The 21,911-nt window shown below is 38.0% G+C and carries 21 protein-coding genes; 11 read left to right on the top strand and 10 right to left on the bottom strand.

Annotation, left to right across the window (positions count from 1 at the left end):
• Positions 1–12: 12 nt before the first annotated feature.
• The 3 genes from EA772_RS05070 to EA772_RS05080 all read right to left on the bottom strand — a co-directional run bounded on the left by EA772_RS05070 (position 13) and on the right by EA772_RS05080 (position 4,438).
• Positions 13–1,317 carry a M20/M25/M40 family metallo-hydrolase gene (locus EA772_RS05070; RefSeq protein WP_124911574.1) on the bottom strand — a complete coding sequence of 435 codons (1,305 nt, stop codon included), beginning with the start codon at positions 1,315–1,317 and terminating at the stop codon, positions 13–15.
• An 18-nt stretch (positions 1,318–1,335) separates the two neighbouring features.
• Positions 1,336–3,168 (bottom strand): M61 family metallopeptidase, encoded by a 1,833-nt coding sequence (locus tag EA772_RS05075; protein ID WP_124911576.1) that lies wholly within the window; start codon positions 3,166–3,168, stop codon positions 1,336–1,338.
• Positions 3,169–3,313: 145 nt separating this feature from the next.
• Positions 3,314–4,438 carry a DUF4407 domain-containing protein gene (locus EA772_RS05080; protein WP_124911578.1) on the bottom strand — a complete coding sequence of 375 codons (1,125 nt, stop codon included), beginning with the start codon at positions 4,436–4,438 and terminating at the stop codon, positions 3,314–3,316.
• 127 nt (positions 4,439–4,565) lie between these two features.
• Between EA772_RS05080 and EA772_RS05085 the strand changes: the two genes are divergently transcribed.
• Positions 4,566–4,883, top strand: a complete 318-nt coding sequence (locus EA772_RS05085) for a rhodanese-like domain-containing protein (RefSeq protein ID WP_010600862.1) — start codon at positions 4,566–4,568, stop codon at positions 4,881–4,883.
• A gap of 167 nt (positions 4,884–5,050) precedes the next feature.
• Positions 5,051–5,248 carry a DUF6358 family protein gene (locus tag EA772_RS05090; protein ID WP_029204248.1) on the top strand — a complete coding sequence of 66 codons (198 nt, stop codon included), beginning with the start codon at positions 5,051–5,053 and terminating at the stop codon, positions 5,246–5,248.
• Here the strand turns inward: EA772_RS05090 and EA772_RS05095 are convergent.
• A complete protein-coding gene (locus EA772_RS05095; RefSeq protein ID WP_124911580.1) occupies positions 5,226–6,257 on the bottom strand; it encodes a dipeptide epimerase in 1,032 nt (343 codons plus the stop codon). The two genes, EA772_RS05090 and EA772_RS05095, sit on opposite strands and share 23 nt — an antisense overlap.
• Positions 6,258–6,339: 82 nt before the next feature.
• Here EA772_RS05095 and EA772_RS05100 point away from each other — a divergent pair, with 82 nt between their 5' ends.
• Both EA772_RS05100 and EA772_RS05105 read left to right on the top strand, forming a co-directional pair.
• Complete coding sequence (locus tag EA772_RS05100) at positions 6,340–7,476, top strand: hypothetical protein (protein WP_124911582.1); 1,137 nt, start codon at positions 6,340–6,342, stop codon at positions 7,474–7,476.
• Between the two features lie 99 nt (positions 7,477–7,575).
• Complete coding sequence (locus EA772_RS05105; RefSeq protein WP_010600859.1) at positions 7,576–8,559, top strand: hypothetical protein; 984 nt, start codon at positions 7,576–7,578, stop codon at positions 8,557–8,559.
• A gap of 1 nt (position 8,560) precedes the next feature.
• On the opposite strand, the gene EA772_RS05110 is transcribed toward EA772_RS05105, so the two are convergent.
• Genes EA772_RS05110 through EA772_RS05120 form a run of 3 tightly spaced genes read right to left on the bottom strand, consistent with a single transcriptional unit; the run spans position 8,561 to position 11,688 of the window.
• A complete protein-coding gene (locus EA772_RS05110) occupies positions 8,561–9,181 on the bottom strand; it encodes a rhomboid family intramembrane serine protease (RefSeq protein ID WP_124911584.1) in 621 nt (206 codons plus the stop codon).
• 4 nt (positions 9,182–9,185) lie between these two features.
• Complete coding sequence (locus tag EA772_RS05115; protein WP_246834045.1) at positions 9,186–10,925, bottom strand: M14 family metallopeptidase; 1,740 nt, start codon at positions 10,923–10,925, stop codon at positions 9,186–9,188.
• A 31-nt stretch (positions 10,926–10,956) separates the two neighbouring features.
• Positions 10,957–11,688, bottom strand: a complete 732-nt coding sequence (locus tag EA772_RS05120; protein WP_124911586.1) for a hypothetical protein — start codon at positions 11,686–11,688, stop codon at positions 10,957–10,959.
• A gap of 59 nt (positions 11,689–11,747) precedes the next feature.
• On the opposite strand from EA772_RS05120, the gene pepT reads away from it, so the two are divergent.
• Positions 11,748–13,001, top strand: coding sequence for a peptidase T (pepT, locus tag EA772_RS05125; RefSeq protein WP_210405077.1), 1,254 nt, complete (start codon positions 11,748–11,750; stop codon positions 12,999–13,001).
• A gap of 63 nt (positions 13,002–13,064) precedes the next feature.
• Here the strand turns inward: pepT and EA772_RS05130 are convergent, their stop codons facing one another.
• Positions 13,065–13,394 carry a hypothetical protein gene (locus EA772_RS05130; protein ID WP_116169417.1) on the bottom strand — a complete coding sequence of 110 codons (330 nt, stop codon included), beginning with the start codon at positions 13,392–13,394 and terminating at the stop codon, positions 13,065–13,067.
• A 169-nt stretch (positions 13,395–13,563) separates the two neighbouring features.
• Between EA772_RS05130 and EA772_RS05135 the strand changes: the two genes are divergently transcribed.
• Together EA772_RS05135 and EA772_RS05140 are read left to right on the top strand one after the other, a co-directional pair.
• Positions 13,564–14,430 (top strand): aldose 1-epimerase family protein, encoded by an 867-nt coding sequence (locus EA772_RS05135; protein ID WP_124911590.1) that lies wholly within the window; start codon positions 13,564–13,566, stop codon positions 14,428–14,430.
• Positions 14,431–14,483: 53 nt separating this feature from the next.
• Positions 14,484–15,455 carry a hypothetical protein gene (locus tag EA772_RS05140; protein ID WP_124911592.1) on the top strand — a complete coding sequence of 324 codons (972 nt, stop codon included), beginning with the start codon at positions 14,484–14,486 and terminating at the stop codon, positions 15,453–15,455.
• Between the two features lie 149 nt (positions 15,456–15,604).
• Here the strand turns inward: EA772_RS05140 and EA772_RS05145 are convergent, their stop codons facing one another.
• Both EA772_RS05145 and EA772_RS05150 read right to left on the bottom strand, forming a co-directional pair.
• Positions 15,605–16,993, bottom strand: a complete 1,389-nt coding sequence (locus tag EA772_RS05145; RefSeq protein WP_124911594.1) for a Gfo/Idh/MocA family protein — start codon at positions 16,991–16,993, stop codon at positions 15,605–15,607.
• A 25-nt stretch (positions 16,994–17,018) separates the two neighbouring features.
• A complete protein-coding gene (locus tag EA772_RS05150) occupies positions 17,019–17,876 on the bottom strand; it encodes an endonuclease/exonuclease/phosphatase family protein (protein WP_124911596.1) in 858 nt (285 codons plus the stop codon).
• A gap of 144 nt (positions 17,877–18,020) precedes the next feature.
• On the opposite strand from EA772_RS05150, the gene EA772_RS05155 reads away from it, so the two are divergent.
• The 4 genes from EA772_RS05155 (at position 18,021) to EA772_RS05170 (ending at position 21,821) form a co-directional block, all read left to right on the top strand.
• On the top strand, positions 18,021–18,455 hold the full coding sequence (locus tag EA772_RS05155; protein ID WP_168187481.1) for an ester cyclase: 435 nt from the start codon (positions 18,021–18,023) through the stop codon (positions 18,453–18,455).
• Positions 18,456–18,564: 109 nt separating this feature from the next.
• Positions 18,565–18,987: a VOC family protein gene (locus EA772_RS05160; RefSeq protein ID WP_124911600.1), complete on the top strand. Its 423-nt coding sequence runs from the start codon at positions 18,565–18,567 to the stop codon at positions 18,985–18,987.
• A 151-nt stretch (positions 18,988–19,138) separates the two neighbouring features.
• On the top strand, positions 19,139–20,215 hold the full coding sequence (locus EA772_RS05165) for an acyltransferase (protein WP_124911602.1): 1,077 nt from the start codon (positions 19,139–19,141) through the stop codon (positions 20,213–20,215).
• A 484-nt stretch (positions 20,216–20,699) separates the two neighbouring features.
• On the top strand, positions 20,700–21,821 hold the full coding sequence (locus EA772_RS05170; RefSeq protein WP_124911604.1) for a DUF2235 domain-containing protein: 1,122 nt from the start codon (positions 20,700–20,702) through the stop codon (positions 21,819–21,821).
• Positions 21,822–21,911: the final 90 nt, after the last annotated feature.

A 21,911-nucleotide genomic window follows, 5' to 3' on the forward strand; every position in this document is an offset into this window, starting at 1 on the left:
TTTTTAATCTCACTACTTTAACTTCGGTATCCTTGTTGGTGTATCGGTTCCATTAACAATTGAAGTTGCGCTTTTGGCAATGGCCTTGATGGTCGATAAAATATTTTCTACATCTAAAGTGCTATACTCATCCTTCACCGTGTGATAAAACTTGTCTACATCAATCTGATCTGTACTGATTGTGTGTGCCGGAACGCCCAATGCGGCTAATGTTGCGTTATCGCTTCTATAGAATAAATTTTGTTCAGTATAAGGATCTGGGTGGAAAGTGAACTCTGTTCCAGCTAAGTTTTTCTGTAGAATTTTCCCAAAATCAGATTTTTCGTAACCAGTAATGAAAGCCGTGTTCTTTCCGAACTTAGAATCTTTTCCAATCATTTCGATGTTGAACATGGCCACTACTTCATCCGGATTTAGCTTACTCGAGAAATATTTTGCACCAAAGCCACCGATTTCTTCAGCTGTAAAAGCCACGAAAATTAATGTGCGTTCATTATTCTTTTGTGCTTTGTAATATTTTGCCAAAGCAATCATCGCCGTTGTTCCGGAAGCATCATCATCTGCTCCATTTGCAATGCTATCACCATTAACAGTTTTAATAACTCCTAAATGGTCGTAATGACCTGAAAAAACCACCAATTCTTTAGCTTTTGATTTTCCCGGAATCATTCCCGCAACATTAAACAAAGCCATTTTTGAAACTTTACCTTTTAAGGTTACGGTAAAATCATCGGCTTTAGTAGTACCCAACACAAAAACCTGAACCGCTGATTTTCCAGCGCCCAGGTCCTTTTCATCTAAAGTAGTGGGTTTATCAAAATAAGCTTTGTAGCGTTTAAAGTTCTCAGCTAACTTTTCATCCACCAAAATGATTTGGTTTTTGCCCGCTGAAAGCATTGATCTGAATTGATTTACAAAAGGCTTTTCTGGATCCATCATAACCACACTTGCGTTGGATTTATCCAAGGTGATGTTTTCTTCATTTGCACCAGCCAGGATTACATTTTCGGCAGCGATATCTTTACCATCAATTTTAATGGCTTTGCTTACGTTGGCCACCTGATATTTGTAAAAAGCCTGTCGGAAATTTTTCTCTCCGTTTAGCGGCTGTAATCCAATTTTTTTAAATTCCGATTCGATAAAAGTAGCGGCTTTATCAATTCCGGGAGAAAATGTCGCACGACCTTGCATCTCATCACCACTTAAAGTTTTGATCAGATGATCGGCATAGTCTCTGGTAATAATTTTATCAATATTTTGAGCATTTACCTGTAAGCCCGCCATCCCGACAAGTGTAACCAGCAATAATTTTTTCATTTTATGTTTATTAAGTTATTATTTAGATTTTACCTGCGAGTTTAACCAATTATCTCTGAAAGTTTGCATGGCCGGCGTTAAAGTTCCGCCGGTTTTTTCTATCGAAACGATCTCCAACACCGGATTCTCAGCAAAAGTTAACCTGGTTGATTTATTTTCTCCACGGTATTGGTATTTAATTTCTACCACATCGCCTGGTTTATGCGCCTTAGTCACCTGATCAATAACTGATGCATTTGTCGCTTCCTGCCCGTCAATACTCAAAATCACATCGCCCACATCCAATCCGGCTTGATAGGCTGGCGTTCCTTTCGATGTTTGCAGTAAGGTCATTTTGCCATCTGATGTATTCAGATTGCCAAAGCCAGCATAAGCCTGCCCGGGATTTGCTTTGCGCAATACCAAACCTGCGTTTAGCAAAAGTTTGGCATAATCATTTTTCTCCTTTCCGTAAATGTATTTGGCAAAAAAGGCTTTTGCAAATGAAGGGTTTTTAGTTAATTCAGATAAGGTTTTTTCCAAATCTGGAACAGTATAAGCGATCTCTGGTTTGCCATAAGCTTTCCATAAAGCCCGCATGTAATCATCAAGCGTAAGCTTAAATTCAGATCGCAAAGTAAGATCTAAAGCCAAAGCAGTAGCAGCACCATAGGTATAATAAGAAAGGAAAATATTGCCTTTATTGGTTTGATCGATGGCTACACCTGCATCAGCAAAAACAGCGTAACGGCTGGCTTCAATAGGTGAATAATTCTTTGCTCCCGGAGAATTTAAAACAGCATTGACCATTCCATTAAAGGCTTGAATGGAGTTGTCAGCCGTTTTCAAACCTGCCCGGGTGAGCAATAAACCACCGTAATACTGCGTAAAACCTTCAGCCAGCCAAAGTTCGTCACTGATATTGGAATGCTCAAAATTAAAGGGTTCAAGTGTTTTCGGGCGTAAACGTTCTACGTTCCAGCTGTGAAAATATTCGTGGGAAAAGGTGCCTAGTAAATTGGATTCATAACCTTCTATTTTTGGAGTGCGCTGCACAATAGAGGTTGAATTTCGATGTTCCATACCATCGCCGGCATTGGCAGGGTAAACATCATTCAGAAAGTAATAATTTCCATAATCATACACTGGAAAATCTCTCCAAACCGCATAATGTTCATCAACCATTTTTTTTAACATGTCTGCATATTTGTCTACAGCCGCCTGAGTATCATTAGAATGTGCAATCAAATGAATGGTTTGTACCTTGCCATCATGGTTTTTAACCTCCCATTTTGCAGTTTTATAATTGGCAATCTCAATCGGACTATCCATAAAATACTGGAAATTTGGCGCATAGAAAGTGTTTTTACCCATCGGTTTTAATTGTGTGGCCACTTTCCAGTTTTGTTTTTCTGCATATTTAAATTCAACCAAACGTGGTCGTGCATCCATCCCTACCGGAAAAGCAAAAGTTGCAGGAATGTTCATGTGTGCATGGGTTTCATCAAAGCCTGCATAAGTTCCGTCAATCCAGTTGCCAAATAAAGTATACGTGATTTTAACGGCATTTCCATGGGCTGGAATTTCATAAACATCGCCGGCGGTTTGTTTAATAACCAATGCTTTTCCACTGGCCTCAAATGCTTTAAAATTATAAACGTTTTTGCCGAATTCATGCGTAGCATAACGCCCCGGAGATGACCTGCTCATTCTCACTTTTAAATTCCCTGCCGGAACATTCGGAATCTCCATCGCAATTTCTGCTTCATGATGGATGGCGTTTGGAAATGAAACTACATACCGCACTTCATTTTGAGCAAAAGCACAAAATGATAATGCACTGCATAATACAGCACCTAAAATTTTCTTCATAAAAAAGGTTTGATGGGCTAATTTAACAAGAATGTAAGAGTATGATGTAAAAATGTATGAAGTAAGATGTAAAATGCTTGATGGATTGATCAGGAATCACTTTTCAGCTACTTCACACCATTTCGCTTCCAGTAGTTATCTCCTGTTATTCCTTGTCCCAATCGTATTTCTCCAAATCGCGGTAAGCTTTACCTTTTATAATTTCCTTTTGTTTAGATGATTCAGCATCAACCCAGGTTTCATGAACATTATCGGCCACTTCGAAATGAAAATCCTTATCTTTTTTGGATTGATAGATGGAAATTTCATCCGTATCAGCAGTAGCAAAATCGTAGGGACCACGAGCGCTCATCAGCTTCACAAAAACAGGCAAACATTCAAAGAAAATAAAAAGTAGACCGATAAAAGTAACGGCAATGGCTGTGTTATCATCTTTCGATCCATCGACATTAAACTTGAGTTGCCCCAAAGCCCAGTTCCGATCGGCAAATCCAGCGATATCGGCCAAACTATCAAGTTGTTTTTTAGTGTACAATTTTTCGTTAAACAAGCCATCAAATTCCTTGCGTTTATCTACAAAAACTTCTGATTTATTGATATTAGCTTTTAACGAATCGAGCTCGGCCTCACGTTGTTTAATTTCTGCTTCCTTACGTTTCGCATAGGGTCCATAACCCATCACGCCGGAAGTTTCGGTAGTTTTATTTCCAAAAATTTCGAAGTTTAGTTTTTGGCGATCGACTTTAATCCCTTTTTCTAATGAATCGCGGGTTGCCTTTTGTTGGTTCAGGCGGCCAAACTCAACCTGATATTTTTTTTCAAAAGCCTTGTTTAAGGTATCAATTTTTGAACGTTGCCCATTAAGATAACTTACCTTCAAACGTTCTTTAATTTCTTTATCAAAAATTTTCAATTCAATTGGCCGGGAAATTACCATACCAATCATAATGGCCAATAAAATACGTGGTGTAGCCTGTAGAAGTTGTTTATTGGTACTGGCACTTTTATTAATGCTGGCCACAATGTATCTATCCATATTAAAAATGGCAGCTCCCCATAAAAAGCCAAAAATGATGGCGAAAATTAATGCTAAATCATCGCCTTTAAAAACGAAATACATGGCATATCCGCCAGAAAGTGCGGCAAATAAACCAGTAAAAAAGATGGTGGCACCAATGCCGGTATATTTATTTTGTTCTGTAGGATACTTTTCCAGTGTAGGGATATGTGCGCCAGAACAAAACCAGAAGAAACGATTCAGTTTGTCCATTGTAACTATTTATAATTAAACGCCTAAGGGTAACAGTTGTTACAGTTTTGATTAAAATATATGGCATTTTTTTGATGATGGGTGTAAAATTGAATTTCCTATATTTGCATAAACACAAAATTTCAAAATGAAAGAGATATCGGTACAAGAACTAAAAGAGAAAATCGACAATAAAGAAGATTTTCAATTAATCGATGTTCGTGAAACATTCGAATATGAAGTTTCTAACCTTAACGGAGAAAACATTCCATTGGGTGGAATTCTAATTGAAGCCGATAAGGTTTCTAAAGATAAACCAGTGATTGTTCAATGCCGCAGTGGCAAAAGAAGTGCAGCAGCAGTAATGCAGTTAGAAGCACAATACGGTTACGAAAATTTATACAATTTAAAAGGTGGTATTTTAGCTTGGCAAGAGGCTTTTGATCCGAATATGCCTGTATATTAAATTAGTGAATTAGTGAATAAGCGGATGAATGAGTTTTGAATGGCGAATGTAAGAACAGAGCGCTTATTCAAAATTTCAGCAGTAATCAATATTATTCACTAATTCATTTCTTTACAAATTATCCAATTCACCCATTCAACCCCTCACTCATTCAATCAATTCTAATTGTGGGTAAAAAATTCGCACTAAATATCTTTTACAATCTCGCCATTATCCTTTCCATTTTAGGAATTGTATGGTGTTACAATAATCACAAACCACTTCCAGGTGGATTTTTAGTTGGCGTAGCAGCTTGCTTTGCTTATTTCAAGTACCAGTTGATGAAAGATCTTCGCAAAAACTTTAAAGAAAAAGATCAGAAGTAACACCTTCCAAGCCTAAACCTGGTTGGTTATTTAAAACATATTTCCCGTCAACAAACTCAGGATCGGTAAAAGGGTTATTTGTGGTTAACCAGGGTCCGTCTAAATCTGCCCAGTTACAAAGTGGTGCTAAAGCCGCAGCCGCCAAGGTAGCACAGCTAGTTTCACTCATGCAACCAATCAAAACTTTCATACCGAAAGAGCGGGCTTTCAAAATCATTTGATGGCCTTCATACATGCCGCAGCTTTTCATCAGTTTCACGTTAATACCATGGTAAGCACCTTTAAGTTTATCCATATCGGCTAAACGCTGAACCGCCTCATCAGCCAACAATGGAATCGGACTCCTTTCCGTCAACCAGGCATTCCCATCAAAATCTGTTTTATCCATGGGTTGCTCAATTAAAACAACGCCCTGATTGTGCAGCCAGTAAATTAAATCAATGGCTTTTATCCTGTCGCTCCATCCCTGGTTTGCATCTACATAAAGTGGCACATCGGTCATGCTACGAATGGTTTCAATAATTTCACGATCATTATCTCTGCCCAATTTCACTTTGATCACTTTAAAACCTGCGGCATCCTTTAATTTTTCGCGAATCACCTCAGGCGTATCAATCCCGATAGTGTACGAGGTAACAGGCATCTTTGATAAATCAGCACCATAAATTTGATAACAGGGTTGGTTTAAAATCTTTCCGTTAATATCATTCAATGCAATGTCAATAGCGGCTTTAATGGCTGGCTGGCCGACTGCAATACTATCAAGGTAAGTGATAATTTCTTCAAAATTAAATGGCGCCTTAAATGGAGATAAATCTACCTGCTTTAGAAATGCAGTGGCTGTTTCATAACTTTCACCCATGTAAGGCACCATAGAGGCTTCTCCATACCCAGTTACACCTTCATAATTAATTTTTAACAGCATTAATGGGGTGCTTGTTCGGGTAAACTTTGAGATGGAAAAGGGATGTTTTAATTCTAATTCAAATTGCTTGCAACTAATCTTCATTATCAATCGTCTAAATAATTAAATAGGCCGAATTTATCGCCTTACAAAGTATATTTGTTTATTAACGCCAATTATTCCTGCCATGAAAAACATTTCAAGATTACGGTATTTTATTTATTTATCCTTAATAATTTTAGGAGGATGTACCACAGGAAAAAACGCCTTACAGAAAGGCGATTACGATGCTTCAGTTGCTAAAGCCGTGAGCAGATTGCAAAACTCGCCAAAGAATAGCGAAGCTATGCAAGTATTAAAAACGGCTTACGATTTAGCCCTTCAGGATCATTTGCGAAAAATTAATGAAGCCAAACTTTCAAACGATTTATTCAGATGGGAATCGGTGATGTATGATTATCAAAAAATCAATCAACTGGCAGATGATATTAATAGCTGTCCGGCTTGTTTAGTACTGGTACCCAATCCTTCAAAATATGTGAAAGAAGTGGCTGAAAGCAAATTGAATGCAGCAGCGGCGAGGTACGAATCTGGATTAAGTTATCTTAATACCAACAATCGTTTATCGGCAAAGAAAGCTTATTACGAGTTTGAAAAAACACAAAATTTACAGCCCAACTATAAGGATGTTAAAAACAAAATGGAAGATGCTTACTGGGCTGCCGTAACTCGTGTGGTGGTTCAGCCGATCATTTTAAACAGAGGTCCGTATAAATTAAGTGCCGATTATTTTCAACAACAAATCGATCAGTTTATCAGCAGCTATTCTAGAAATAAGTTTGTCATATTTTATGGAGAGGATCAAGCCACACAGCAAAAAATTGTTCCTGACCAGGTATTAAGTTTGAACTTTGATGATTTTGTGGTCGGACAAACCTATGTAAAAGAAAGGGTAGAAAAACTCAAACGCGATAGTGTGGTAATTGGCGAAACCCGAGAACGCAAACCCATTTACGGTACGGTGAGGGCTACGCTAAGCATTTTTGAAAAAAACATATCATCTTCAGGATTACTGGATATGAGTATCATGGATTGGCAAACGAAAAAAATTGTACGCCAACAAAAATTTCCGGGCACCTATGTTTGGAGGGATAGCTGGGCGAGTTACAAGGGTGATGACCGGGCATTGGATAAGCATCAATTGGCAATGACCAGAAGAAAAGAGATTTTACCGCCGCCACCGAGTGCGTTGTTTCTGGAATTTACGAAGCCCATTTACAGTCAGCTGGTTGATCATATAAGTGGTTTTTACAATAATTATTAGTGCGCTAGTTTCGGTCTGTGTCTCTACAGAACGGCGTATGGTAAAGTGTTGTAATCCCAGAGTTAAAATAAAATATCCTTATCAAGGCCTAAAAATATAATGGCTAATATTGCAGCGATGAATACTGGCTTATATAATCCTTTCCAAGGTTTCGACTTTCTGTACAAAAAATGTTTCTTAAGTGGCAACACTTTTAACTCACCTGTATTGCAGGTTCCGTTGATTCCGAGATGGTTATTGGAGCAGGCGGGCTTGACTGGGGAGGAACAAATCCAGTTTCTGGATGAAAGTATCCGCTCCTACAATACCTTGGTGATCCCGGTAAACAGCGAAGTTAATGAGCAGTTCATTAATCCTTTGGAAGATAAAATTGAAAAAGCTTTTGCAAAAGGTTATGATGCTGTTTCAGCCTTGCCCGAATTAGACCTATTTAATTGGATTGGGAAGTTTTTATATGGCTTTGTGTACATCGAAATGCATTCGGCTTTACGCAAGGAAATGACTGCCGATGGCCTGAACATGTCACAATCATTGATGATGAAGTTTGCTAACCTGAACTTCATGATGCAGAACTTATATACCAGCATCGAATTTGAAGATTTTACGCCCTGGTCGATTACAGTTGTCAAACTCGAAAACGAAGAAACGCCTTTTAGTTTCCGCGATGAAATTAATACGTTAACGTTTTCTTTAAAAATGAAAGACTTTGGTATTGTTGCCTGCCTGCAGGATAACGGAACCAACAAACGGTATCACCAGGAAATCATCAATGAAATAAGAGATAAAGCATTAACGGCTGAACAGTTTGAAGAATTAACTGCCCGTTTTTATTATTCTGCTTATCTGTTTAACCGCTTGCCCGAATATACTTTTATGCCTGTGGAGGGAACTACCTACATTGAGGCGATGCCACTTCGAGGAAACATGACCAAGCCGCTATTTGATGTTTGGCAACATAAAATTTATGCCCAGGTGCTTGAGAATTTCTGGAAACCCTGGGGTTACGTTAAATTCGAAATCATCAAAGATCCTGATCACCCGATGAGCTTTTTTGAAAAGCCATGCTTACCGCAAGCGGGATAAGCTACATGCCTAGTTTGGCGGCGATGATGGAGAAGAAGTTTTGTAATATCCCTGGTACGAAAATAATGGTAAAAATTAATCCGGTTAAGGCGCCAAAAAAGTGCGCATCATGATTAATGTTATCCCTCGAATTTTTTGAAGCATATACGCAATACACTAAATATATACCTCCAAATATTACCGCTGGAATTCCAAATGGAATAAATAGAATGCCAATTTCAGCCATTGGATTAAATAATATAAAGCTGAATAAAACAGCGCTTATTGCGCCAGAAGCGCCCAAACTGTTGTAATGAAAATCATCCTTATGCCTGAAAACAGTAGGTAAATCACTTAAAATCAAAGCCAGAAAATACATTAGCCCAAATTGCCAACTCCCCATCATTTGCTCTAAAGCAAAGCCAAAGGCATAGAAAGTAAACATATTAAAAAACAAGTGCATCCAATCGGCATGGATAAGCCCACTTGTAATTAGCGTATAAACGTTTTGCCCTTTTGATACACTGTATGGATGCAGCATAAATTTGCCGTAAAGGCTTTGATCGTAAAAAGCGTAAAGGCTGGTTACAATGGTAAATACAAATATGATTGATGCTACTGGAGCAATGCTGAGGTATTCCATTTTCTTATTTTAAATCGAGCTTTACATCTGTTACCAAACGAGCCACCGGATATCTGTTGTGTGTTTTCTCGTAATAATCAGAATTTTTATACACAAAATCAAGTTGTGCGGCACCATTCTTCGCAAAGTCTGCATCAGCAGCCTTCTTAGCATCTAATTTATTTTTCAGTTCCGGATGATTCTTGAGTAATTCTGCTGCTGTATCTTCAAAAACATAGGCAGAGTAATGCTCCTTCATATCCAAAATAGAATCAAAAAAATTCCAGTTGAAGTATGAATCTGTCGCTTGTGGTTCCAGGGTTTCTACAATGAATCGGTTTGTTTTCTGATTTACATAAACCACAAAATCGCCAGCATAGTATTGTAAAGCATTTTGGACAGGATTCACAGTTACAGCAGAATGCAGATAATGGCCTTCATACGGACGAGTGGCCGTTTTAAAGTCGGTGATGTAATAACTTTCAACGCTAATTTTCGAATCTGATTTCAATTCTTCTACTTTAACATTGTTGAGTTTTAGCAAGGTAATTACTTTATCCCAGGCCTTCGGAATGATATAAGCAATAGGTTTTTTGATGGAAATTGCAGGTTCGTAGTTATTCCATTCTTTAATGGTTTTAGTAAATGGTTTATTTCGATCGTAAAACAGACGATCGGTACCGCTCACTGCACTTGGCTTTTTGCCCGATTCGAAACCTTTAAATGGCAAATCGTTTTCAACAGATTTGTTTAACTTCCAGGCCAGGGGAAATTCTTTTTGAACTGCTACAAATTCATCCGCTTTGCGTTTATTTTCCCCGATTATTTTAGCATCTCGTTGAACAACATCAATGTAAGTTTGCAAAAGCTTATAAGTGGCATCAACGCGTAAATCGTAGGATTTCAACATGTGCGTTTCAGGCATAAAACCTATCGTATTATGTAACGTAGTGTAACCTGTAGAGTAACGTGGCGATTCGATGAACCCAGCTATCCCGGTTTCTGGTATTTCCCCGAAAGCGTTCACATAAGGAATCATCGGATAACCTTTTTTCTCCATACCTGAATATAAATCTGGAACAAGCGTTTTGGTTAAGTAGCTTGATAAAATAGGATTCAGCTTATCTTTTTGGGTAGGAATAAGCGTCATCACATATTGATAGTCGGCTCCATTACTGGTATGCGTATCGACAAATATTTCCGGTTGCCAGATATTAAAAATCAATTGAAAAGCAGCCGAATTTTTTGAATCCGTTTTAATGAAATCGCGGTTCAGATCAAGGTTTTTGCTATTTCCACGAAAGCCATACGCCACAGGGCCGTTCTGGTTGGCTCTTGAGGTTCCTGTTCTGTTTAAACTGCCATCAATATTATAAACCGGGATGATGCATATTACCACATCTTTGGGTAGCTGATCGGCTTTTAAAAGATCTCTGGCCAACATCATTGAAGCATCAATTCCTTCAGGTTCACCTGGGTGAATACCGTTGTTAATTAACAAAATACGTTTATTACTTTTTCTGATGGCAGCAGGATCAAAATTTTTATCTTTCGATAAAACTAAAAGATGCAGCGGCTTACCAAAATCAGTATTGCCATAGGTGATCAACTTTGCCTGGGGATAAGTTTTGGCAAGGTTTTCATAAAAAGTAATCGCCTGATTGTAGGTTGCCGTTTCGGTTTTACCACTAATTTCGAAAGGTGTTTTTTGTGCCATTGTTTTTAAAGTGATGAATAGGAAACACATGAAAAACAAATTTCTCATACAAAGTGATTTAAATAAAATGCAAAAAGAACTAGAAAAACTTACGGTATGCTTTAATATTTCCGAAGAAGTATTTTACGCCAAGGCTATAAACATTAAAGGTATCCGGATCGTAGTTTCTAAACTTCGTCGGCGGATCGTTATAGCCGTCTAAACCTTCGCCGAAGGTAAAATTACTTTGTGCGTTAAAGTTAATTACATAACGAACGTATCCGTAACCATCATTAATGTAATAGTTAAGACCAAGATTAATTGGAACAATAAGGTTCACACCTTTATCTACGCCAGGAAACGGACCATAACCCGGATCTACAGCTGCCCAATCTGGCTTATAGCGTACAATGTCTGTAATATTGTTATTAATTACGCCAACACCCAAGCCAAGGTAAGCGCCTTTTATGGCTTCCCAAAAAGGTCTTCTGTCGTAATTCACAAACTCACCAAGTTGTACTTTTAAGTTGGCCGTAACGCTGGTATATTTATTAACAAATTGTCTGTTATGCGGATCGGTTACAATATCACCACCCTGAACCATACCGTACTGCCCTTCCAGTCCAGCGGTAACAAATGGCGTAAAATGATAGTTGATTTCTCCTGCAGCTGTGTAACCCCAATTACCCTCAACTACATCAGTTTTTGAATAATTAGCGCCGCCACCTAATCCCCATGACCATTTAAAATAATTCGATTGAGCAAATGAAAATGTAACCAGGAATGAGAATAAAACAGTAAGTGATGTAGTCTTCAACGGGCTAAAAGTCATATCGTTTTTTTACAAAAATAATATGTTTATTGAATATCTATAACTTTTACCTTTGAATTATGAGCAAGTACACCAACTTTAACAAATCTTTGGAACAGAGATTTATCAAATATGCGAAGATAGATACACAGTCAGATCCTGCTTCTCCAACTTGTCCTTCAACAGAAAAACAAAAGAACCTGGGTAAAAATCTGGTTCAGGAATTATTAGAAATCGGCATTTCTGACGCGGAAATGGACGAAAATGGTTATGTTTATGGAACCATTCCTGCAACTTCTGAGAAAAAATTGCCTGTAATTTTTTTCTGCTCTCACATGGATACCTCACCAGATTGCAGCGGAGAAAACGTTAAGCCGATTATTCATGACAATTATCAAGGCCAAGATTTAATCTTACCAGATGACCCGTCTATCGTGCTCAAAATGGCAGAGCATCAGGATCTAAAACACCAAATTGGCAACGATATCATCACAGCAAGTGGTACCACACTTCTAGGTGCCGATAACAAGGCTGGCCTGGCTGCAATTATGGAGGCGGCAAGTTTCCTGATGAAAAATCCAACGGTAAAACATGGTACCATCAAAATCCTTTTTACCCCTGATGAAGAAATTGGAAGGGGCGTAGATAAGGTAAATCTTGCAAAATTAGGCGCCGATTTAGGATATACGATTGATGGTGAAACGTTAGGATCAATTGAAGATGAAACTTTTTCAGCCGATGGGGCAGTATTATTGATCAATGGCGTGAGTACACACCCGGGTTTTGCCAAAGGTAAAATGGAAAGCGCAATCAAAATAATGGCTGATATCATCGCCGCTTTGCCGAAAGAGACTTTGACACCTGAAGCCACCCATCAAAAAGAAGGCTTTATTCATCCTGTAAGTTTCAGCGGACAGGTAGAACAAGCTGAAGCCCACTTCATCATCAGAGATTTCACTGATGAGAAATTAGCTGAACATGGGAAATTTTTAGAGGAAACAGTAAAAACGATTATGCGCAATTATCCGAATTCTACTTATTCTTTAGAAATCAAAGCCCAGTATCGCAACATGAAGCAGGTTTTGGATAAATATCCAAAAATAGTAGAATATGGGGTTGAAGCGATTGAAAGAGCTGGCGTAGTTGCAAAACAGCAAAGTATTCGTGGCGGAACAGACGGCTCTCGTTTGTCATACATGGGATTACCTTGCCCCAATATTTTTGCCGGCGAACATGCTTTCCACAGCAAACAGGAATGGGTAAGCGTTCAGGATATGGAAAAAGCAGTGCAAACAATTATCAATATCGCGATGATTTGGGAAGAAAAGGGCTAAGTTAGCCTGAAGTCTTTAGTCCGGAGTCGTGAGGTTCTCGACTTTGTACTAAAGACTTCATATTTAAAAAGACGCCTGACCGATTTCCAAACGACTGATTTTCCCTTCTTTTCCTAATTGGAATTTGAAAAAGGTTTTAAAATCGCCCCATTGGTCTGAATGGAAATTCCCGTAAACATCCAAGCCATTATTCTCTACCTTATCGATACTCGTAAAGCGCTCATGACCTAATGCTTTTTTAAAGAAATTATTAAACTGCATTTGGTTCCCATCATCATACAGCTGAACATCATCCGTAAACAACGTAAACCAAGTTTTTGCATCACCATTTTGGAGCGCAGTGATGGCGGCTTTAACTTTCGGATGGGATAATTTAGATAGATCGACAGGCATAACAATGCTATTTTTTTTGAGATAGACGCGACTCATTCCCAAAGTAATGAGCCCAAAATTTTAAAAGCAAAGCTAAAATTTTAAATGCAGCATGTTTGTTTAAGGGAATGAATCAAATTTAATAAAAATTGTTTCTAAACCACCACTATTTTGTTACTTTTAAAATGTAATGATAACCCTCGAAAACGATTATTTAAAAGTAAGCCTTAACGCTAAAGGAGCAGAACTTCAAGGTCTGTATAGTAAAGAAACTGAAATAGAATATTTGTGGAATGCCAACCCTAAATATTGGGCTAAGCATAGCCCGGTTTTATTTCCCATTGTTGGATCGTTAAAAGATGACCATTTTAAGTATAAGGGTAAAAGTTACGAGCTGCCCCGGCATGGTTTTGCCCGCGATCATGTTTTCGAAATTGAAAAAACAAGCAGTGCTGAAGCCGTTTTTACCTTAACGCAGAGCGATGAAACCCTGAAAGTTTATCCGTTTCATTTCAAACTGAAGCTGATTTATAAATTGATTGACAGGAAGCTGAACTTAACTTATGAAGTGATCAATACGGGAAATGAAACACTCTTATTTTCCATTGGTGCGCACCCGGCTTTCGCTGTTCCAAATACACCAAATACCAACTACGAGGATTATTACCTGGCTTTTAATACAGATGAGAGATTAACCTACTGGAAACTAGAGGATGGTTTAGTAGCCAATGAAACAGGAAACATTGAGCTGGATGGACATAAATTAAACCTTAAACATGAGCTGTTTTACAACGATGCGCTGGTTTTTAAAAACATGCAAAGCAGCTGTATAAGTTTGTTGAATAATAAAAACGATTACGGCTTACATTTTCATTTTGAAGATTTTCCGTTTTTTGGCATTTGGGCAGCAAAAGATGCACCATTTATTTGTCTTGAACCTTGGTGCGGCGTGGCCGATGGTGTAAACCATGATCATCAATTGCAACGCAAAGAAGGAATTACATCACTGGCACCTGGCAAAAACTGGGAACGCTTCTGGGAAGTAGAATGTTTTTAAAAAATCATTTAGCAATGCTACAAAATAGCTAATCAGTAAAACAAAAATAAAAAATGACAATAAAAGAAGCGATTTTGCAAAGCCTAGATGAGATTAATTCTTTAACCAATTATATGGAAATCTATAACCATATAGTCAAAAATAATTATTATGAGTTCGCAACTGCAAAAACTCCTGCTTCGACTATTTCTGCTTTATTAGGAGACTTCATTCGAAATGGAGATGCAAGAGTTAAGAGACTTAAGCAAACAGGAGGAACATATTCATATTATTTAACAAAACACGAGCAAAATATTGGTGTAGATGTTCTAAGTGGGGACGCAATGCCAGAAACTCAAATAACAATAAAAATTAATAAGCAAAAGACTTACGATGAAAGAGATTTGCATAAGCTTTTAACTAGTTATCTTAAAAATACAGTTACATATTCTAAGACAATCTTTCACGAACAATCAAACGGTAAGGACAATAATCAAATATGGACGCATCCTGATATGGTGGGGATTAAATTTCTTAATCTACAGACAAAAGCAAGTCAAAATTTCCTAAAATCTATAAATCGAGTGGATACTTTCAAAATGAGTTCTTATGAATTAAAAAGGGAAATTAACAGCGACAGTGAATTGAAAAAAGCTTTCTTTCAAGCAGTTTCAAATTCAAGTTGGGCAAACTATGGTTATTTGGTTGCGTTTGAGTTTAGTGACAGCTTAAATGAGGAAATGACCAGGCTAAATCAATCGTTTGGAATTGGCATTATTGAACTTAATGCTAATCCATACCAAAGCAAAGTTCTATTTCCTGCAACATATCGTGATTTAGACTTTAAAACAATTGACAAACTTTGTAAAATGAATGACAAGTTCAATAAATTCATCGAACAGACTGAAAAGCTTATGACTGCAAGTGAAAAATATGTTTCAGGAGCAGAAAAAGAGCTTGATGAATTTTGTGATGAATACTTCATAAATGATACAGACATTGAAAAATATTGTGTTGAAAAATACATCCCATTAGAGACAGAATAATCATGCCCCATATCATAGTACTATAAAAAGCTATGTAGAGTGGTTTTTGATTAGATGTTCTTAAAGGTTCAATCTTCGTTCGTTATTAATTGTATCTGGAACTTCGCCAAATTATAAAGAAGGAGCAATGAAAATTGCTCCTTTCCCGTTTAAATCTTTACGTCCATCACTTTTCCGTTTTTCCTGCTTGCCTCTGCCATAAAACCCATAATGTGGCTTTCTATCGATTCATCAATGGTTGAGGTAAGTAAGGCTGGGTTTTGTTGAGCCACCGCCTGTACAAAATCCCTTACCAGCAACCAATCGCCACCACCATGCCCGCTATTTTTATAGCCATCTACATCTTCGGCTTTAGGTATAAACTTTGTTTCTTGTCTGGTTTTAAAATCATGCACAACCAACTCGGTCATGTCGCCAACCATATCACCCATGGAGCCCATTATTCTGGTTCGGCGATCATGGTAGGATGTAAATGCCTCCATTGAAAAATTAGCAGTTACACTATCGCTAAATTGAATGCTTGTAACATAATGATCAGGCTGATCATTATCCATTTTATATACGCAACGCCCGTAATTAGTTGTTTTTAGCTTTTCCAAAACCGCTGCTTTCCGATCAGATGTACCTTCGGGAATATCTAAAACCGCTGTTCTCGAATTTCGGTCAACATATTCTTTAATAGCAGAATAAGGACAAGCCCGTTCTACGGCACAGCCATCCGTGCATCTGGCTGTGCTGCCTTCAGGTGCATTTTCTTTTTTGAACCACTTTAAATCGCCCATGGCCACAATACGTTGCGCTTTTTTGTTGATTACCCATTTCATGATATCTAAATCATGGCAAGATTTGGCCAGGATAATAGGCGTAGTTTGTTTTGAATTATGCCAGTTCCCACGTACATAAGAGTGTGCCATGTGCGTATGCTCAATAGGCTCAAAATGCTGAATGCTGATGACCTCACCGATGGCGCCTTTAGCCAGCAGCTCTTTCATCTTTACAAAATAAGGAGCGTAACGCAACACATGGCAAACGGCCACAATTCTTCCCGTCTTTTTTGCCAGGGCTAAAATATCGCGACATTCCTGCTCTGTTGGTGCAATAGGCTTTTCCAAAAGCACATCGTAACCCATTTTTAAAGCCTGCATACAAGGTTCGTAATGTAAATTATCAGGCATCGAAATAATCACGGCATCGGCCATTTTGGGCTTTTTGAAAACATCTTCCCAGGTATTGAATCTGTTCGCATCGATAATATTATGCTTTTTAGCGTATCGTTCATTTCTAAACGGAACAGGTTCCGCAACACCAACAATTTTAATCTGATCGGGAAACTTTGCTGCGAAATTACCATAAACCGTTCCCCGGTTTCCTGCGCCACAAGTTATCGCTGTAATGGGTTTATCCAAAGGCCGATGCAAGGGATGATCAGGAATGCGGTAACTGTAAGTGTTTTCAGCCAGCCGGGCCAGCACATCGGTACTTACCACTGTAGCGCCCAAACTCAGGCTTAAGGTTTTCAGTAAATTTCTACGATTCATATTTTTGTTTGGTTAGTTCATGCTCTTACCTGTTCAACTGTAAAACCGCCAAAACAGGCAAATGATCAGATGCATAGGTTTCATTAATTACCTGGTGCGAAATCACTTTAAAGTTATTCCCCTTTTTATAAGAGATGTGATCAATGGTATGCCTTGGATTTATTACCGGAATGGTAAAGCCGCAATTTTCGCAGCTTCTTACAAATTGCTGATCAAAAATTTTGATGCTCTCCGAATTTGGATCAGCATTTAAATCCCCCGCCAGGATTAAAGGCAAACTTTCTTTTTCCGTTAACCTGTTAATCTCTTTCACTTGCATCATCCGGTTTTCCTCAGGCCTTTGTGCATCCAGATGTGTAGAGGCAAAACGAATCTTTCTGCCATCTGGCAAGCTGGCTGTTCCCATTCCCAGAATACGTGGTTCGGCTTTTGGATCTTGATTACTTGGAAGGCGATAAGTCTGAGGATCAGTTAAAGGATACCTGGAGAGAATGGCCACACCATAGTCACCTCCATCATGATCAATAGCTTTAAAGAAGTAAAAATTCATCTTGAGTTTGGTTGCTAAAACAACCGCTTCATTTATATTCCCTGATCGTTTCGTGTTCACATCGACTTCCTGCAAAGCCACCAAATCTGGCGATTGGGAAGCGATTACCTTTGCGATGGCCTCAATATCTATCAAACCTTCTTTTGATTTTGAAGGTGGATTAGCATGGTGAATATTATAACTTAAAACCCTGATTTCATTTGGATTATTTTTGTTTATTGCCATTTTCGGAGAGCAGGCAACCAGTAATGCGAAGAGGAAAAAATAAAAATGGCGATAAGCTTTTCTATACATGTGAAGTTGTTTATATCCTAAATTAATAAATAAAAGCATTTGAAATGATTTGTAATATGATTTTTATCAAAATAAAACAAAACGGAAGCTGAATATGGTTAATCAACCGATTTTAAAATTAGGGAAACAACATTAAATCTACCTTGTTTAATGATTAAATCTTCAACAAAAAAGATAAGAGATATGGATAATCAAGTAGAGAAAAACAAGGCGATTTGCAAGGTATTTTTTGATGAGCTTTTCAATAACGCAAATTTAGATGCAATAGATCAGTTCGTGGACAGTGGTGTAAAGGTTCACAGAACGTTTCCATGGCAACGGGAAGGTGCAAAAGCTTTTTATGATACGGTTGAGGTTTTCAAACTTGGTTTCCCTGATTTAAAAATAAGGTTTGATGATGTATTAGGTGACGGCGATAAAGTAGTGGCCAAATTCACTGTAAGCGGAACACATAAAGAGACTTTTCTAAATATTCCTGCAACAGGAAAAAAAGTTGAATATGAAGAAGTAAACATTGTGAGGTTTAGAGATGAAAAAATAATTGAGCATTGGGTGGTTGCAGATACCTACAGTTTAATGAAAACGCTTACAGGCGGTGAAGTTCATCAGTTAATTTAAAATTTTCCCATGTTATCGGGATGTCGTCAAAAAACACCTCTTTTTTGTCTGAACTGCACCCATTAAACCGTTTTTGGCTTTCATAACTTAGCATAAACAATAATAAGTTATGAGAACCATGCACCCTTATTTAAACTTCGACGGCCAGGCTGAAGAAGCTTTCAATTTTTATAAATCTGTTTTAGGTGGAGAATTTGCCTTTTTTAAGAAAATGAGTGATGCACCTGAATCGGATAAATTACCTGAAAATGAGCGGAACAGAGTGATGCACGTGTCCCTTCCGATAAATGAGCATACCATTTTAATGGCCTCTGATTGTGTTCCATCTGCCGGCCATGTGCTGAGAGAAGGCAATAACATGTATGTTCATCTGGCGGCTGAAAGCAGGGAAGATGCAGACAAACTTTTTAATGGCCTATCAGCTGGAGGAACCGTTGAAATGCCCATGGAAGATATGTTCTGGGGTGACTACTTCGGAAGCTTCAAAGATAAATTTGGCATCCAATGGATGATTAACTTTGGGAATTACTAAATAAATGCAGAAAAGGACTTTCACTAAACTGAAAGTCCTTTTATTTTAAACCGTCAAAAATCTGCGTAAGTTTTATTTGGCATAATGTGGCCATTTCTGTATCCTTGTTAATTATACCTCTCGCTCATTAGGAATCAGTAGCCAGCATCGCATGACCAACGTTAATCCAAGCCTTTTAAAAACGAAGCAGCATTTTAACATCCTTGATGGATTGAGGGGTGTCGCCGCTTTAGCAATCGTTGCATTCCACTTTATGGAAGTGGTTTTCGAATTTAGCAAAAACATCCTTGGTCATGGTTTTTTAGCAGTTGATTTTTTCTTCTGTCTTTCGGGTTTTGTAATTGCCTATGCTTATGACGATCGGCTGGAAAAAATGGGCATCATGGAGTTTTTTAAATCGAGGGTAATCCGACTGCATCCATTGGTCATCTTCGGCTCGGTATTGGGGTTATTGACCTTCCTATTCGACCCATTTAGCGGAACTGCGGCACAATACAGCATTGGTAAAATCACTTTATTATTCCTTACCTCTGCGTTATTAATTCCCTTTCCTACCATGGAAGATCGATATTTTAATAATTTTGGACTAAATGCACCCGCATGGTCATTGTTTTGGGAATATGTGGCCAATATTTTCTATGCTTTTGTACTTTATAAATTACCGAAAAAATACCTCATTGTTTTGGTATGTACCGCTGCCGTAATTTTAATAGGTGTAGCCTATCATGCAGGTTCGCTTTTGGGCGGTTGGGCTGGTGAAAACTTTTGGGAAGGCGGAGCCAGAATATTTTATTCTTTCATCGCAGGTTTAATCATCTACCGATACAATTGGATTATCAAAAATAAACTGGGTTTTATCGGCTTATCTATTCTTTTGCTGCTGGCTTTTTTTATGCCCTACTCATCTTATAATTGGTTAACCGAAAGTTTTGTAGTGGTTATTTATTTCCCCTTACTGGTTTCACTTGGTGCAGGTACCGTGGCCACACAAGGCCTGCATAAATTGTGCATATTTTCAGGAAAAATATCCTATCCGCTTTACATGACACATTATATGGCCATCTGGATATTCGCCAACTACTACAATACTTACAAACCTGAAGGCTTAAAACTGGCACTGGTCATCAGCTGCGGAATAATTGCTTTGGTTTCACTGGCTTATTTAACCATGATTTTGTTTGATATTCCCATTCGGAAATACCTGTCAAAAAAACGCATCAAAGCCTAAAGTTTCTCCCGATTACATTTTTAATTTTTTTTTAAATTCTTAAAACAAAGCCATTGTTATCGTGTTTATGATATAGTTTGTTTGGTTTAGTTTTATCGGTGGATACTTATAAGACATTCAATATAGCCTCATAGAGATATGAGGCTTTCTCGTTTCTATAGCTTTTTCTATTCTCTTTGAATTCAAATGCTAAAAGAATACTAACTTTTAAGTATTGACAATCAGTTTGTTATAAATTATCTTTAAAGTTATTACCCTATATACGCCGTTAAAATTCGTTCCCGCCGTTGCTCCTGATTATTAATTATCAAAATTAATAAAGCAAAGTGCATATATATTTAGTAAAACATCCCCTTGATTACTGTTTTTGGCAATAAATGGTTTTCATGAAATATCTAAATGATCTAAAAATGCGGTTCAGAAATTATGAATTTGTAAAGATAAACCCAATTTTTCGCAACGCTTCCAATAATAAATCATTAATATGAAAAGAATTATTATTTGTTGCGATGGCACCTGGAACAGTCCGGGCGATAGTGAAGACGGTTTGCCTATTCGTACGAATGTTCAAAAAATGTTCGAAAGCATTTGCAATACCGACGATAAGGGTATTGAACAGATTAAATATTATACAGATGGCGTTGGCACTTCGGGGAGCAAGCTGCGCAGGTATTTAGATGGTGCCACGGGATTTGGCTTAGACCACAACATTGTTAGTGCCTACAAATTTTTAGTTTGGAATTTTGTTAAGGGAGATGAGATCTATTTGTTTGGTTTTAGCAGAGGTGCCTACACCGCCCGCAGTCTGGCGGGAATGATCCGCAACTGCGGCATTATCAAAAACAATGATTTGAGTTTAATTGATCAGGCATACAATTACTATCGTAGACGAACAGAACTTGACTGGGCTCCCAGTGGCGAAAAAGCTATTGCATTTAGAGAACGTAATAGTTTTGAAAGCCGCATTAAATTTGTAGGTGTTTGGGATACCGTTGGGTCACTGGGCATTCCCCTTTCGCTATTCAGACCCTACAATGCATCGAAATATCAATTTCATGACACCACACTAAGCAGTTACATTGATTTTGCTTACCATGCCTTAGCCATTGATGAAAAAAGAAGCAGCTTTACGCCTACCCTTTGGATTCAGGATAAAAATGCGGCAGCAGATCAGGTCAATCCACAGGTTTTAGAACAGCGATGGTTTTGTGGTGTACATTCCAATATCGGTGGTGGATATCGAGAAACAGGGCTGAGCGACATTGCTTTTAGCTGGATGGTTGAAAAAGCGAAAGCCGCGGGTTTAGGATTTGAAGCGGACTTTTTAAAAAGATATGTAGCACCAAATGCCTACACGGGCAAACTCTACAATTCACTCATTTTTCCTTTTAACATCACTCCAAAGGCCGTCCGCGAAATTAAGCTTGATGATGAAACCAGGCAAACGATAGATCAATCGGTATTGGAAAGGTATTATTATGATGCCAGCTACCGCCCGACTACACTTACAGAAATTATCAAAAGCATCGAAACTGATGGAGAAAAAAGTTACTGGTATCCTATACCTGCCAGTAACGGACCATTTCCACCAAAACTGGCGAGGTGAGGTTAGAACAATTAGCGAGCTTATGAGCATGTAAGCAGAGCAATTCTAATATTTAAGTTGATAAATTTTTCCTTTTATTGCTAACTAATT

The sequence above is a fragment of the Pedobacter sp. G11 genome, from assembly GCF_003860265.1.
Classification (GTDB): domain Bacteria; phylum Bacteroidota; class Bacteroidia; order Sphingobacteriales; family Sphingobacteriaceae; genus Pedobacter; species Pedobacter agri.